This is a genomic window from Kitasatospora sp. NPDC101155 (assembly GCF_044768305.1).
In the GTDB taxonomy this organism is placed as follows: domain Bacteria; phylum Actinomycetota; class Actinomycetes; order Streptomycetales; family Streptomycetaceae; genus Kitasatospora.
Genome location: NZ_JBIWPN010000003.1, coordinates 408,015 through 421,718 on the forward strand (window position 1 = coordinate 408,015; position 13,704 = coordinate 421,718).

13 protein-coding genes are annotated in these 13,704 nt (G+C 73.3%); 6 read left to right on the plus strand and 7 right to left on the minus strand.

Going from position 1 to position 13,704, the window contains the following annotated elements:
* Nucleotides 1-159 precede the first annotated feature (159 nt).
* On the minus strand, nucleotides 160-243 hold the full coding sequence (locus tag ACIRYZ_RS06585; protein ID WP_317621159.1) for a putative leader peptide: 84 nt from the start codon (nucleotides 241-243) through the stop codon (nucleotides 160-162).
* 178 nt (nucleotides 244-421) lie between these two features.
* Between ACIRYZ_RS06585 and ACIRYZ_RS06590 the strand changes: the two genes are divergently transcribed.
* Complete coding sequence (locus ACIRYZ_RS06590) at nucleotides 422-1,723, plus strand: YihY/virulence factor BrkB family protein (RefSeq protein WP_402940362.1); 1,302 nt, start codon at nucleotides 422-424, stop codon at nucleotides 1,721-1,723.
* Nucleotides 1,724-1,853: 130 nt separating this feature from the next.
* Here the strand turns inward: ACIRYZ_RS06590 and ACIRYZ_RS06595 are convergent, their stop codons facing one another.
* Nucleotides 1,854-3,587 (minus strand): FtsW/RodA/SpoVE family cell cycle protein, encoded by a 1,734-nt coding sequence (locus ACIRYZ_RS06595; RefSeq protein ID WP_402940365.1) that lies wholly within the window; start codon nucleotides 3,585-3,587, stop codon nucleotides 1,854-1,856.
* 278 nt (nucleotides 3,588-3,865) lie between these two features.
* On the opposite strand from ACIRYZ_RS06595, the gene ACIRYZ_RS06600 reads away from it, so the two are divergent.
* The 4 genes from ACIRYZ_RS06600 to ACIRYZ_RS06615 all read left to right on the plus strand — a co-directional run bounded on the left by ACIRYZ_RS06600 (nucleotide 3,866) and on the right by ACIRYZ_RS06615 (nucleotide 8,752).
* Nucleotides 3,866-4,852: a cytochrome c oxidase assembly protein gene (locus tag ACIRYZ_RS06600; RefSeq protein WP_402940368.1), complete on the plus strand. Its 987-nt coding sequence runs from the start codon at nucleotides 3,866-3,868 to the stop codon at nucleotides 4,850-4,852.
* Between the two features lie 410 nt (nucleotides 4,853-5,262).
* The gene (gene rsgA, locus ACIRYZ_RS06605) at nucleotides 5,263-6,396 is read left to right on the plus strand and encodes a ribosome small subunit-dependent GTPase A (protein ID WP_402940370.1); all 1,134 of its coding nucleotides are present in this window, start codon (nucleotides 5,263-5,265) and stop codon (nucleotides 6,394-6,396) included.
* 257 nt (nucleotides 6,397-6,653) lie between these two features.
* A complete protein-coding gene (locus ACIRYZ_RS06610) occupies nucleotides 6,654-8,246 on the plus strand; it encodes a DNA-3-methyladenine glycosylase 2 family protein (protein WP_402940373.1) in 1,593 nt (530 codons plus the stop codon).
* Entirely contained in the window at nucleotides 8,243-8,752 is a 510-nt protein-coding gene (locus tag ACIRYZ_RS06615) for a methylated-DNA--[protein]-cysteine S-methyltransferase (RefSeq protein WP_402940376.1), read from the plus strand. The genes ACIRYZ_RS06610 and ACIRYZ_RS06615 overlap by 4 nt, the downstream gene beginning before the upstream one ends.
* Nucleotides 8,753-8,836: 84 nt before the next feature.
* Here ACIRYZ_RS06615 and ACIRYZ_RS06620 read toward each other — a convergent pair whose 3' ends face one another.
* Nucleotides 8,837-9,346: a GNAT family N-acetyltransferase gene (locus ACIRYZ_RS06620; RefSeq protein WP_402940379.1), complete on the minus strand. Its 510-nt coding sequence runs from the start codon at nucleotides 9,344-9,346 to the stop codon at nucleotides 8,837-8,839.
* A gap of 150 nt (nucleotides 9,347-9,496) precedes the next feature.
* Nucleotides 9,497-10,003: a MarR family winged helix-turn-helix transcriptional regulator gene (locus ACIRYZ_RS06625; RefSeq protein WP_402940382.1), complete on the minus strand. Its 507-nt coding sequence runs from the start codon at nucleotides 10,001-10,003 to the stop codon at nucleotides 9,497-9,499.
* Nucleotides 10,004-10,147: 144 nt separating this feature from the next.
* Here ACIRYZ_RS06625 and ACIRYZ_RS06630 point away from each other — a divergent pair, with 144 nt between their 5' ends.
* Entirely contained in the window at nucleotides 10,148-11,599 is a 1,452-nt protein-coding gene (locus tag ACIRYZ_RS06630; RefSeq protein WP_402940385.1) for an MFS transporter, read from the plus strand.
* Here ACIRYZ_RS06630 and pth read toward each other — a convergent pair.
* The 3 genes from pth to ACIRYZ_RS06645 form a co-directional block, all read right to left on the minus strand.
* Nucleotides 11,586-12,170 (minus strand): aminoacyl-tRNA hydrolase, encoded by a 585-nt coding sequence (pth, locus tag ACIRYZ_RS06635; RefSeq protein WP_402940388.1) that lies wholly within the window; start codon nucleotides 12,168-12,170, stop codon nucleotides 11,586-11,588. The genes ACIRYZ_RS06630 and pth overlap by 14 nt on opposite strands.
* A 126-nt stretch (nucleotides 12,171-12,296) precedes the next feature.
* Nucleotides 12,297-12,929: a DUF305 domain-containing protein gene (locus tag ACIRYZ_RS06640; protein WP_402940568.1), complete on the minus strand. Its 633-nt coding sequence runs from the start codon at nucleotides 12,927-12,929 to the stop codon at nucleotides 12,297-12,299.
* A 110-nt stretch (nucleotides 12,930-13,039) separates the two neighbouring features.
* Nucleotides 13,040-13,702 (minus strand): DUF3105 domain-containing protein, encoded by a 663-nt coding sequence (locus ACIRYZ_RS06645; protein ID WP_402940391.1) that lies wholly within the window; start codon nucleotides 13,700-13,702, stop codon nucleotides 13,040-13,042.
* Nucleotides 13,703-13,704: the final 2 nt, after the last annotated feature.

Below are 13,704 nucleotides of genomic sequence, written 5' to 3' on the forward strand. Positions count from 1 at the left end.
TGGGTCGCTGGGCGCGCTCGACGCTGCAGTGCTGCTGTGACCTGCGGGTTTCTCAGGACCGGGGAGAGCAGTGGCCGGGCCGGGCGGGCGCCTGCGCATCCGCTGCTGCGGGGGATGGCGTGAGGTCGGCGCCGGGTGCGGTGGTGCGGCGGGGTGGGCTCAGATCACCGGACAGATGGCGCTGGACACGCGAAGGAGATCGACGTGGAGTCGACCTACCAGGGTGGTTCCGGCGCTAGACATGGCAAGAGATTCGCACGGCACGGGACTCGCGGTCCACTAACATCCAAATGCTGGACGCTGGAGTTTCAGAATCCGGGACGCCGTACGGTTCCCGCCGCTCCCCGCCCGGTGTCCGGCCGCGCGCCCGTACCCCCGGGGAGATCAACCGCAGCTGTCGGGGCCCGATACCGTTAGCCCTGTGCAAGCAGCAGGCGATACGAGCAGACCGAATCCCGAGCGGGTCTCCCGGCGCCGGGGCAAGGGCTCCCGGCGCGCGGCCAAACAGGCCACCTGGCGCCGCACCGTGTGGGAGTTGGTCAGGGACACCACCAACACCTGCGTCGAGTACCGGGTCACCGGCCTCGCCGCGGAGGCGGCCTTCTTCACCCTGCTGTCGATCCCACCGCTGCTGCTCGGCCTGGCCGCCACCCTCGGCTACCTCGACGAGTTCCTCGGCGCGGGCACCATCGACCGGCTCAAGCACGACATCGTCTCGGCCTCCGGGACGGTGCTGTCGGACTCCTCCGTCAACCAGGTCGTCAAACCGCTGCTCAGCCAGGTCTTCGACCACACCCGGCCCGACCTCATCTCGATCGGCTTCCTGCTGTCGCTGTGGTCCGGATCCCGGGCGCTCTACATCTTCATCGACACCATCACCGTCATGTACGGGCTGGACGGCAAGCGCGGCATCGTCAAGACCCGCACGATGTCGCTCGGCCTCTACCTCGGCGCCCTGGTGATCGGTTCGCTGGTGCTGCCACTGATGATGGCCGGGCCCGGACTGGTCGAGAACGCCGTGCCCGGCATCGCGGGGCTGGTCGGCGCCGCCTACTGGCCGGTCGCGATCCTGCTGCTGATCGTCTCCCTCACCACCCTCTACCACCTGGCCGTACCGGTCTCCACGCCCTGGCGCGAGGACATCCCCGGCGCCCTGGTCGCCCTGGTGGTGCTGGTCTTCTGCAGCGTCGGCCTGCGCCTCTACCTGGTCAGCTCGGTCGAGGGCCCCTCGGTGTACGGCTCGCTGGCCGCGCCGGTGGCCGTACTGCTGTGGATCTTCGTGGTGGCCCTCGCGGTGCTCATCGGCGCCGCCATGAACGCCGCCATAGACCGTCGCTGGCCCACCCTGGAGACCGCCGACGCCCGCGCCGAGAACGAGCGCGCCCACGAGGAGGCCGCCGCCGCCGTGGTCCGCGAGGTCGCCGCCCGACGGGCCGTCGAACGGGCCCGGCGGGCCCGCGAGCTGGGCCTGGCCGAGGGCGTCGAGGAGGAGTGGGGCGAGGAGGAGGTCGACGACGTCGACGTGCCCGCCGAGTACCCCGAGCGGTGGGCCGACATACTGGCCGCCGACAACGTGCGCGGCCGCCTCACCTCGCGCGGCGGGCCGCACCACCGGCCCGCCCCGCCGCCGCCGGACAGCGACCGGCCGGCCGGGCCGCCGCCGGAGCGGCAGCTGCCGGGCTACCCGCCCAGGCCGCCGCGGCCGCCGTGGGAGCAGCGGTAGCGGGCGGTTCCGGGCGCCGGCCGGTGGCCGGCGGTGACGGGCGTTTCGGGACATACGGGCAGGGCCTCCCCCGCGGGTGCGGGGGAGGCCCTGTGTGTTTTTCCGGCCGGATGTGGCGGTCGGATGGTGATCAGGTGCCGGTCGGGTTCGGGGGGAACGGGGACTGCGAGGGCAGGCCGTAGCCGTGGGTGGGCTGGTCGGCGACCGGCGGGTAGCCGTACGAGGGTCGGGGGCCGTCCGGCTGGGGGCCGCCGGGCTGCGGGGTGGCCGGGGTGCGGCCGAACGCGGGGCGCAGCTCGGTGGGGGCGCCGGGGTCCGCGAGGCCGCCCAGGGTCGGGCTCGGTGCCGCCGGGTCGGCACCCGGGTCCGTACCGGGGCCCGCGCCCGGACCTGCGCCCGGACCCGGGGCGGTCGGGGCGGTCGGGGCGGTCGCGGCGGAGCGGTCGGCCGGGCCGGCCTGTGCCAGGACCGGCTCGGGGCTCGGCGGGGCCGGCTCCATGGCGGTGCGGCCCGAGGAGTCGCTCAGCTTGATCAGCAGCGCGATCATCAGCCAGTTCGCCAGCAGCGAGGAGCCACCGGCGGCCAGGAACGGCAGGGCCTTACCGGTCAGCGGGACCAGCCCGCTCACGCCGCCGACGACCACGAAGATCTGCAGCGCGAGCGCCGCCGACAGGCCGGTGGCCAGCAGCTTGCCGAACGGGTCGGTCAGGCCGATCGCGGTGCGCAGCCCGCGCTGGATCAGCAGCACGTACACCAGCAGCACCGCCGTCACCCCGGCCAGGCCCAGCTCCTCGCCGATGGTGGTGAAGATGAAGTCGCTGCGCCCGGCGAAGCCGATCAGCCACGGCCGGCCCGAGCCCAGGCCGGTCCCGGTCATGTGCCCGGTGCCCAGGCTGAACAGTGCCTCGGCGGGCTGTTCGGAGATCGCCGGGTCGTGCACCGGCTTGTAGTAGTCGAGCGGGTGCAGCCAGGCCTCGACACGCCCGTGCACGTGCGGTTCCAGGGTGCCGACCACCGTCGCGCCGCCGACCGCCATGATCACGCCGAGTACCACCCAGCTGGTGCGCTCGGTCGCCACGTACAGCATCACGATGAAGAGGCCGAAGAAGATCAGCGAGGTGCCCAGGTCGCGCTCGAAGATCAGCACCAGCAGGCTGACCGCCCAGATCGCCAGCACCGGACCGGCGTGCCGGCCGCGCGGCAGGGTCATCCCCCAGACCTTCCGCCCGGCCAGTGCCAGGGCGTCCCGGTTGGCCATCAGGTAGCCCGCGAAGAAGATCGTGATCGCGACCTTCACGAACTCGTCCGGCTCGAAGGAGGGCAGCCCGGGAAGCTTGATCCACCGCTTGGCGCCGAAGCTGTCGGTCGGCGAGAACACCGGCGCGGCCAGCAGGATCAGCGCGCCCGCCATGAGCACGTAGACGTACCGCTGGAAGAAGCGGTGGTGCTTGACGAAGACGATCAGCGCGAGCGCCGCCGCCACCGAGATGAACACCCACATGAACTGGGAGGGCGCGGCCGGGAGCTTCTGGTAGTCGCCCTTGGCCGCGTGCGCGGCCTTGTAGCTGAAGTCCAGCCGGTCCAGCAGCATCAGCCCGAAGCCGGTCAGGAACACCCCGATCGGCAGGATCAGCGGGTCGGCGTACGGCGCGAACCGGCGCACCGCCAGGTGCGCCGCCGCGACCAGCGCCCCGAGGGACAGGCCGTGTACCAGCAGCCCCTTCGGCATCGAGCCGGTCAGCGCCAGCGAGGCGTCGATGTGTCCCGCCAGACAGACGGCCACCGCGAGGACCAGCAGGCCCAACTCGATGTTGCGGTGGCGCGCGGCCAGCCGGCGGCCCTCGCCGCGTGCAGTGCTTCGCACCTCTTGTCGTCCCCTTGTCGTCACCCACGTGGCCGGTATCCGCCGACGGTGCATCCTGCCAGACGAACGCGGTCCGGCGCCGGTTGCGGTCCCGGGGCCGGCGAGGGGAGAACTTTGCCTGGGCAAAGCTTTGCCGGGGCTGGGTAAAGCTTTGTTCAGGTCCAGGTATAGAGGTGGGCCCCGCCCGGGGCGGACCCCGTGGGGGGAGGACATCATGGCCGGGCGCCGCGGCCCCCGCCCGGTGCCTTCCGGCGGTTGCGGACGAGGTGAGTGGACGGATGGACGGCGCGGCGCTTGCGTACAGCGGACCGCCCGCGTGGCAGTGGTCCGACCTGGTCACCTCCTGGACCTTCGAACCACTGGTGCTCGCGCTCTCGGTGCTGCTCGGCGGCTGGTACCTGATCGCGGTGCGCACCGTCCACCGGGGCGGCGGGCGCTGGCAGCCCACCCGCACCGCCGCCTTCCTCGGCGGGCTGCTGCTGTGGATCTGGTGCACCTGCTCCGGCCTCGGCGTGTACGAGCGGATCCTCTTCACCGACCGCGCGGTGCAGGTCGTGCTGCTGCTCATGGTCGTCCCACTGCTGCTGGCGCTCGGCGCGCCGATCTCGCTGCTGGTCGAGTCCTTGCCGGAGCACCGCCGCGAGCGGGTCCTGCGGGCACTGCGCAGCCGGCCGTCCAAGGTGCTGATGTTCCCGGCGGTCTCGACCGCGCTGCTGATGGCGCCGCCGTGGCTGCTCTACTTCACGCCCTGGTACGAGTGGTCGCTCTCCAGCGGGGCCGGGAACGTGGTGCTGCACCTGTCGCTGGTGCTGCTCGGGCTGGCGTACTTCTGGCCGCGGCTGCAGATCGACCCGGTCGGGCACGAGTACCCGCACCTGGTCGGGCTGTTCATCACCTTCGCCGAGGTGATCTTCGACGCGGGCCTGGGGATCGTGCTGATCTACGGCGGCCACCTCGTCGCCGAGCACTACTACGTGGCGCTCGGGCGGCCCTGGGGGCCGAGCCTGGCGCAGGACCAGACCTGGGGCGGCAACGCCTTCTGGGTCCTGGGGGACCTCGTCGGGCTGCCGTTCCTGGCCGCGCTGGTGCGGCGGATGGTGGTGCAGGGGCGCGAGGAGATCAAGGCCGTGGACGCCGAACTGGACGCCCGCTTCGAGGCGGCGGCCGTGGAGGCCCGGGCGGCGGGGCTGCCGGAGGAGGAGGAGACCGGCATGCGGCCCTGGTGGCTGGACGACCCGAACCTCAAGCACCGGTACGGCGGGTAGGGGAGTTCTGTGGGGAGGGGGCCAAGTTTGGTCCCTGCCGGCTCCTGCTGCCGGCCTTGTCCTATCGCGCTGCTCTCGGCCCGCTCCCGGACCGTTGCCGGCCCGCTCCCGGACCGCTGTCGGACCGCTGTCGGGCCGTTGTCGAGCGCCTTCCGGCCGCCGCGGCCGCATTTCCGCAGGTCAAAAATACGTTGGCCGCGTACGGCCGTTCCGCTAGCGTGTCAGCGTCCGGTTCGGGGGCCGTTGGGCCACCCGAGGAGTAGAGAGCAGGAGGTGAACCCCGTGGTCGTTGTCGCCCCGATAGCTGCCCTGGGCAGCACTCGCGTTCACCTCCTTTTCCCGGCCGCAGGCTGAGCCTTCCGCGCCAGCCGTAGTCCGCCGGGACCATCTCCTCCCGAAGGGCCACTGCGTTGTTCAACGCTGCCTCCGTTCCGTCGTACTCTCCTTCCCTCGCCTCCCTCTCTTCCGGCGACGACTCCCCGCTGTCCCGCTACGGCTGGACGACCGAGCGCGCCGAGCTCTTCGCCCCGCTCGCCGAGGCCGGGCTGCTCCCGGCCCGGATCGTCCGGGTCGACCGTGGCCAGTGCGACGCCGTCCTGGCCGACCTGGAGACGGGCGAGCTGCGCACCGTCCGGCTCGACACCCGGCCGGTGGGCGACGCCGACATGATCAACTGCCCGTGCACGGGCGACTGGGCCGCCGCCGACCTGCACACCCAGCCGATGGCCGCCGTCGTCGCGCTGCTGCCGCGCTCCACCGCGATCATCCGCAAGGTGGCCGGCAAGCGCTCCGACGGCCAGGTGCTGGCGGCCAACGTCGACACCGTCCTGATCGCCGCCTCGCTCGCGGCCGATCCCGACCTCGGGCGGATCGAGCGCTTCCTCGCCCTGGCCTGGGAGTCCGGCGCCGAACCGCTGGTCGTCCTCACCAAGGCCGATCTGGTCGACGACGCCGAGTTCATCCGCGCCGACGTCGAGGCGGTCGCACCCGGTGTCACTGTGCTGGTGGTCAGCGCCGAGACGGGCGAGGGCATCGACGTGCTCCGCGCCTGCGCCCCGGGTACCACCGTGGTGATCGGCCAGTCCGGCGTCGGCAAGTCCACCCTCACCAACGCACTGGTCGGCTCCGAGGTGATGGCCGTCCAGGAGGCCCGCTCGGTCGACCAGAAGGGCCGCCACACCACGACCACCCGCGAACTGGCGGCACTGCCCGGCGGGGGCGTGCTGATCGACACCCCCGGGCTGCGCGAGGTCGGCCTCTACGGTGGCGAGGGAGTGGACCTGGCCTTCGCCGACATAGCCGAGCTGGCCGAGCAGTGCCGCTTCCACGACTGCAACCACCACACCGAGCCCGGCTGCGCGGTCCGGGCGGCGCTGGCCGACGGCAGTCTGCCGCAGCGCCGGATGGACAGCTACCTCAAGCTCCAGCGCGAGAACGAGTGGATCGCCTCGCGGTCGGACGCCCGGGTGGCCAAGGCCCGGCTGAACAAGTGGAAGACGATCACCAAGTCGATGCGTGCTGCGGGAGGTCCGGTGAAGCGCTGACCTGAGCTGGTTGGACCCGACTCGCCCACGGTTTGCCAGGGGTGCGGCGGGCGCGGGCGGTCCGGACCGCCCGGGCCTCTGGACCCTTGGGACCTCTGGGTCGCCGGGCGGCGCGACGAGGTGACCTGAGCGACTCAGGGGACCCGGGCGGTCTGGGCGACCCGGGCCCTGTGAGGCCCCGGCATGGGCGGCGGGCGGAGGGCTGAGGTGGCGGCGGGTGGGAGGGGGAGGGGGGAGGGGAGGGCCCCCGAACGGCGATGTCCGATTCCCGCCAGTCACCCCCCACCCGGTGCCGCAAACTGGACAACGTGATCGACGACGACATCCGGTACCGAGCCGTGGACAGCCGCGACGCCCGTTTCGACGGGGTCTTCTTCACAGCCGTCACCTCCACCGGAATCTACTGCCGACCGAGCTGCCCCGCCGTGACCCCCAAGCGCGCCAACTGCCGCTTCTATCCCAGCGCCGCGGCCGCCCAGGGCGCGGGCTTCCGTGCCTGCCGCCGCTGCCGCCCCGACTCGGTGCCGGGCTCCCCGGAGTGGAACCACCGCGCCGACCTGGTCGGTCGCGCGATGCGCCTGATCGGCGACGGAGTGGTGGACCGCGAGGGTGTCGCGGGCCTGGCCGACCGCCTCGGCTACAGCGCCCGCCAGCTGCAGCGCCAGCTCACCGCAGAGCTCGGCGCCGGCCCGATCGCCCTGGCCCGCGCCCGCCGCGCCCAGACCGCCCGCCTCCTGCTGCAGACCACCGAGCTGCCCGTCACCGACATCGCGTTCGCGGCCGGCTTCGCCTCCGTCCGCCAGTTCAACGACACCGTCCGCGAGGTCTACGACCGCACCCCGACCAGCCTGCGCGCCGAGGTCGCGGCCGGCCGCCGCACCGCGACCCCGGCCGGCGGCCTCACCCTGCGCCTCGCTTACCGCGGCGCGATCGACAGCGACCACCTGATCGACTTCCTCGCCCTGCGTGCCGTCCCCGGCGTGGAGGAGGTCGTACTCAGCGCGCGCCCCGGCGTGCGCACCTACCGGCGCACCCTCGCGCTCCCGTACGGGCACGGCATCGCTGAAGTCGACGGCCTCGCGCCGGGCGAGCCGCGCACCCGCGGCTGGCTCGACTGCCGCCTGCTGCTCGCCGACCTGCGCGACCTGCCGACCGCCGTCCAGCGCCTGCGCATCCTCTTCGACCTGGACGCCGACCCGGACACCGTCGACGAACAGCTCGGCGCCGACCCGGTGCTCGGCCCGCTGGTCCGCGAGCGCCCCGGCCTGCGCTCGCCCGGCCATGTGGATCCGCACGAGCTCGCCGTGCGCGCCGTCCTCGGCCAGCAGATCACCGTGGGTGCCGCCCGCACCCTGGCGGGCCGGCTCGCCGAGAAGTACGGCGCCGCACTGCCCGAGCCGAGTGGCGGCCTGCGGCTGCTCTTCCCGACGGCGGCGGCCCTGGCCACCGCCGACCCGGAGGACTTCGCGATGCCCGCGGCCCGTCGCCGCGCGCTCACCGGCCTGTGCGCCGCGCTCGCCGAGGGCGTGGTCCGCCTCGACAGCGGGGCCGACCGCGAGGAGGCGGCGGCCCAGCTGCTTGCCCTGCCCGGGATCGGCCCCTGGACGGTCGGCTACCTGCGGATGCGGGCCCTCGCCGACCCCGACGTCTTCCTCCCGAGCGACGTGGGCGTCAAGCACGGCCTGACCCGGCTCGGCGCCGCCGGCGACCCGAAGTCCGCCGCCCGCGCGGCCGGGGCCTGGGCCCCGTGGCGCTCCTACGCCGTCCACCGGCTGTGGGCCGGCCCCGCGAGCACCAGCACCAGCGCCAGTGCCATCATCAGTACCGGAACGGAGAACGACCCGGCATGAGCACCACCGTCTACACCACCATGGAGAGCCCCTTCGGCCAGCTGCTGCTCAGCGGTGTGCTGCCGGAGGACGGCGGTGCGGCGGCCCTGGCCACCGTCACCGCGCCCGGCCAGAAGTACGCGCTGGCCGAGCCCGCCGACGACTGGGTGCTCGACCCCGAGGCCCTCGCCGAGCCGGTGGCCCAGCTGACCGCCTACTTCGCCGGCCAGCGCACCACCTTCGACCTCCCGCTCGCGCCGGAGGGCACCGAGTTCCGCCGCCGGATCTGGGCCGCGCTGGACGAGATCCCGTACGGCACGACCGTCACCTACGGCCAACTCGCCGAGCTGGCCGGGCAGGAGCCACGCATGGTGCGGGCGGTCGGCGGCGCGGTGGGCGCGAACCCGCTGCTGATCGTCCGCCCCTGTCACCGGGTGATGGGCGCCAACGGCTCGCTCACCGGCTTCGCCGCGGGCGTGGACCGCAAGCGCTGGCTGCTGGAGCTGGAGCGCGGCACCCTCTTCTGAACCCGGTGAACCCGGTGAGCCCGCAGTCGGCTCAACGGCCTCTCGCCCGAGGTCGGCTGAACCGGTTTCCGCGCCGAGGCGGTCTCAACTGCGCAGGTCCACCCGCCAGTTGTTGCTGCGCATGAACCGCCCGGGCGGGAACTCGAAGTCGGTCTCGCCGAGCAGGGTGAACCCGGCCTTCGCGCAGACCGCGTTGGAGGCGGGGTTGTCCACCGACGGGAACGCGTGCAGATGGCGGTGCGCGGCCTCGCGCCGGGCGGCCTCGACGGCGGCCCGGGTGGCGGCGACGGCGATGCCCCGCCCCTGGTGGCCGGGCAGCACGTTCCACCCCATCTCGTGCACGGTCTCGCCCTCCCACGTCCGGGTGCCGTAGCCGACCGTCCCGACCGCCTCGCCCTCGGGCAGCAGCACGATCCGGTACATGCAGCCCAGGGCGGACGGGACGAAGTCCAGGTAGCGCCGGTGCCGGTGGAGCAGCTGCTCCTCGGTCTCCGGTCCGCCGACGTGCTTCTTCATCTCCGGCGTGTTGACCCGGCGCAGCAGCGCGAGGTCGGCGTCCGTCCAGGGCTCGATCTGTACCTCTACGGTGGTCATGGGGGGGACGCTAGCGCCGCCGGGCCTCGGGGACCAGCGGTTTTACCGAGCGGGGCCGGTCCGTGGGCCTCGTCGGCCCGGCTCCCGGGCTCGCCTCCCGGGCCGGGCTCCTGGACCCGCCTCCTCGGCCCGGCTCCCGGGCCCTGCCCGTCAGCCCTGCTCCCCGCCGCCCCCCGGCTGGGCCAGGGCGCGGGCGAGCTGTTCCAGCGCGGGCAGTGCGTGGACGACCGCCTCGCGGTCGGCCGGGGTGAGGGTGCCCAGGGCGGTGGCGATCCGGCGTTCGTGGGCGTGCTGCCAGTCGTCCAACTGGCGCCGCCCGGCCGGGGTGAGCGCGATCCGGGCGGTGCGCCGGTCGCCGGGGTCGGCCTGGCGGTCGACGAACCCGGCCTCCAGCAGTTTCCCGACCAGCCCGCTGACGGTGTTGGGGGCGAGCCGCTGCCGGGCGGCCAGCTCGCCGACCCGCAGTGGCGCGGCGGCGAGCGTCAGCAGGAGCTCGACCTGCGCCATCGGCAGGGATTCCCACGGGTAGTCGGTGCGGATGCTGCTGCGCAGTGCGCGGCGCAGCCGGGTGACGGTGTCGGTCAGCTGCCGGGCGTGCTCGACCGCCGGGTCCGGGGCTTCGGTGGCGGGGTCGGGAACGCGCGGTGACGACGGCATGGCGAACAGCGTATCGCCTGGTACGGGGCGTTTCCGGCGCGCAGTCCGCCCCTCGGACGGGCCGCGGACGTAGGGTGGGACGTTTCGTATCGCAGGGCGATCAGCTCGTAGAAAGAACATATCTGCATCCGATATATTTGTCCCATGAACGCCACTGCCCTTGCTGCGCGCCTGCTCACCGAGCGGCCCCGGCCCCGCGGCGTAGCCGGCTGGCGTCACGCCCACTGGCTGGCCGTCGGTACGGTCTGCCTCGGCGCTTTCCTCGGCCAGCTCGACGCCAGCGTCATCGCCCTGGTCTTCCCCGCCCTGGGCCGGCACTTCGACGCGGGTTTCGCCGCCGTCGAATGGGTCGCGCTCGCCTACCTGCTGGTCCTGGTCGCCCTGCTGGCCCCGATCGGCTGGCTGTCCGACCTGGTCGGCCGCAAGACCATGTACATCGGCGGCTTCGCCGTCTTCGGCCTGTCCTCGCTGGGCGCCGGATTCGCCGACGCTCTGTGGATCCTGGTCGCCTGCCGGGCCGTCCAGGCCGTCGGTGCCGCGATGATGCAGGCCAACAGCGTCGCCCTGGTCGCGCGCGGGGTCCCGGAGCGCGCGATGCGCCGCGCGCTCGGCATCCAGGCCGCCGCCCAGGGCCTCGGGCTGGCGCTCGGTCCCAGCCTCGGCGGGCTGCTGGTGGAGCACGCCTCCTGGCAGTGGGTGTTCTGGGTCAACGTGCCGATCGCCGTGTTCGGCATCGTGGCCGGCTGGTACCTGCTGCCCCGCACCCGGACCTGCGCTCCGGTGGCGATCCCGGGACCGCGCGACGGCGAGCCGCGGGCGCCCCGCTTCGACCTGCCCGGCATGCTGCTGCTCACCGGCGCGACCAGCGCGCTGCTGCTCGCCCTGTCCACCGCCTCCGGCCTGCCCCTGCCCGGCTGGGCCGTCGCCGTCCTGCTGTTCGTCTCCGTCGTCCTCGCGCTGGCCCTGGTGCGCCAGGAGCGGCGGGCCGCCCGGCCGATCCTGGCGCCGGGGCTGGTGAACACCCCGGGCGTGCGGTCCGGGCTGGTGGTCGCGCTGATCGGCTATCTGCTGCTGTTCTGCCCGCTCGTGCTGGGCCCGGTGCTGCTCACCGGTGCCGGGGTGTCGACGGCCGCCGCGGGACTGGTGGTCACCATGCTGCCGGCGGCCTTCGCGGTCGCTGCGACGGTCGGCGGCGCACTGCTGCCCCGGGGCTGGTCGGACGTGGCCAGGTGCCGCTTCGGCGCGGGCCTCGCGGGCGCCGGGCTGCTGCTGTTCGCCGTGCTGCCGGTCTCCGGTGCGGCGGTGGTGGCCCCGCTGCTGGTCGCCGGGTACGGGCTGGGCCTGCTGCTGCCCGCCAACAACGCGCTGGTGATGCGGGCGATCCCGGCGGAGTGCTCGGCGGTCGGCGGCGGCATGGTGAACATGGCGCGCAGCCTCGGCACCGCGCTCGGCATGGCGCTGTCCGTCCTCGGCGTCCACCTGGCGGGCGCGGCGTCCGGTGGGCGGACGGTGCTGGTCGTCCTCGCGGTGGTCGCCGTGGCGGCCACCGCGCTGACCGGTCCGACCCCGGTCCGTGGGAGCCTCAGGACGGGCTGACGTTCAGAGCGTCCTGGGCCCGGTTCAGGCCGAGCCGCACCAGCATCTCCAGGGCGTCCGCGCAGCGGTCCAACACCCCTGGCATCGCGGCCAGTTCCTCGTCCGAGAACTTCTTCAGCACATAGTCGCCGACGCTCTGCCCCTTCGGCGGACGCCCGATGCCGAACCGCAGCCGGACGAAGTCGCGGGTGCCGAGCACCTCACCCACCGAGCGCACCCCGTTGTGCCCGCCCGGCCCGCCGCCGCGCTTCAACTTGCCGGAGCCGTACGCGAAGTCCAGGTCGTCCTGGACGACCACCAGGCGCTCGACCGGCACCCCGTAGCGGCGCAGCAGGGCGGCCACCGGGCGGCCGGACAAGTTGATGAACCACAGCGGCTTGGCCAGCAGCACCCGGCGGCCGTCCACCTCGATCTCGGCGACCACGGTGGCGAGCCCGCGCCGGCGGAACCGGGCGCCGTGGCGCTCGGCCAGCCGGTCGACGGCGAGGAAGCCCGCGTTGTGCCGGGTCAGCCGGAACCACGGGCCGGGGTTGCCCAGTCCGGTGATCAGCCAGGGCGCCTCAGGGGTCATACGGGGTTCTCCAGGAGTCGGGACGGCGGACGGCCGGAGCGCGGTGCGGGCGGTACGGGACCGCCGCAGCGCCCCGGCCGTCCGGGGAAACAGGACCTTCCCCGGCCGTCCGGGGAACAGCAGTTGTCAGGACGCGGGGACGCCGGGGGCGGCGCCGCGCTCCTTGAGCATGTCGGTCATCAGCTCCATCTCGGAGGTCTGGGCGACCACCATCGACTGGGCGAGCCGCTTCTCGACGTCGTTCTTCGCCAGGTCCACATAGCCCTGGGCCATCTCGACGCCGCCCTTGTGGTGCTCGATCATCAGCTGCAGGTAGTACACCTCGGCGTCCCGCCCGCTGAGCGAACGCAGCTTCGCCATCTGGGCGTTGGTGGCCATACCGGGCATCAGCGAACCGTCGTGGGCGGCGTAGTCGTGGTCCATCTTCATCCACGCCATCGGCTTGGCGGTCGAGTGCTGCGACAGCCCCCACTGGTCGAGCCAGCCCGTCATCATCCCGCGCTGGTTGGCCTGGGTGTTGATGATGTCGAAGGCCAGGGTGCGGGTCGGCTCGTCGCCGGTGCGGTCCCGGACGATGAACGACAGGTCCACCGCCTGCTGGTGGTGGGTCGCCATGTCGCGGGCGAACCCGGCCTCGGGCGAGTCGTCCGCGGGGACGGCCACCGAGGCCGTGCCGGAGGCCGACGTCCCGCTCGCCACCAGGGCCGGCACCCCGAGTGCCAGCGCCACCGCGGCGGCCAGCGCGGCCGGCCACCACAGCCGCCGGCGGCCGGGGCGGGCCGCCGGCTCCCCGGTCGCGTCCGCTTCCGGCGCGTCCGGCTCCGGAGCGTCCGCCGCGGAGGCCTTCTCGGGGCGGGTCGCGTCGGCGGTCACATCTGCCCCATGGTGCAGGAGGCGCCCGGCTCCTGGGTCTGCTTGCCCTGGACGTACTTGGTGAAGAACTGGTTCACCCGCGGGTCGCTGGCGCTGTCCACGATCAGCTGGGTGCTCCAGGCGTTCAGGGTGATGGTGCCCTGCTCGTCCGGGTAGGGGCTCATCAGCGAGTACGGGGTGTTCTTGACCTTGTCGGAGAGGGTCTTGATGTCCTCCGGGGTGGCCTTGCCGTTGTACGTCACCCAGACCGCGCCGTGCTCCAGCGAGTGGACGGCGCGCTCGTTCTCGACCGGCTGGTCGTAGACGTGGCCCATGCAGTCCAGCCAGATCGCGTTGTGGTCGCCGCCGACCGGCGGGGTCATCGGGTAGTTGACCTTCTCCTTGACGTGGTTGCGGCTCAGGTCGCCGAAGGTCTTCACGCCCGGGATGTCCGCGTTGGCGGCGGCCTCCCTGTCCTTCTTCTGCTGGTTCTGGTCCATGACGATCCAGGTGCCGGTGGCGATCGCACCGATCACCAGCACACCGGCCGCGACCGAGGCGATGATCTTGTTGCGGCGGTCGCGGCGCTGCTCGGCGGCGCGCAGCTCGGCGATGCGCGTACGGCGGTCGGCGACGTTCTTGCCGCCGGGCTTGTTGGACTGCTTCGAGGCGGAACCCATGA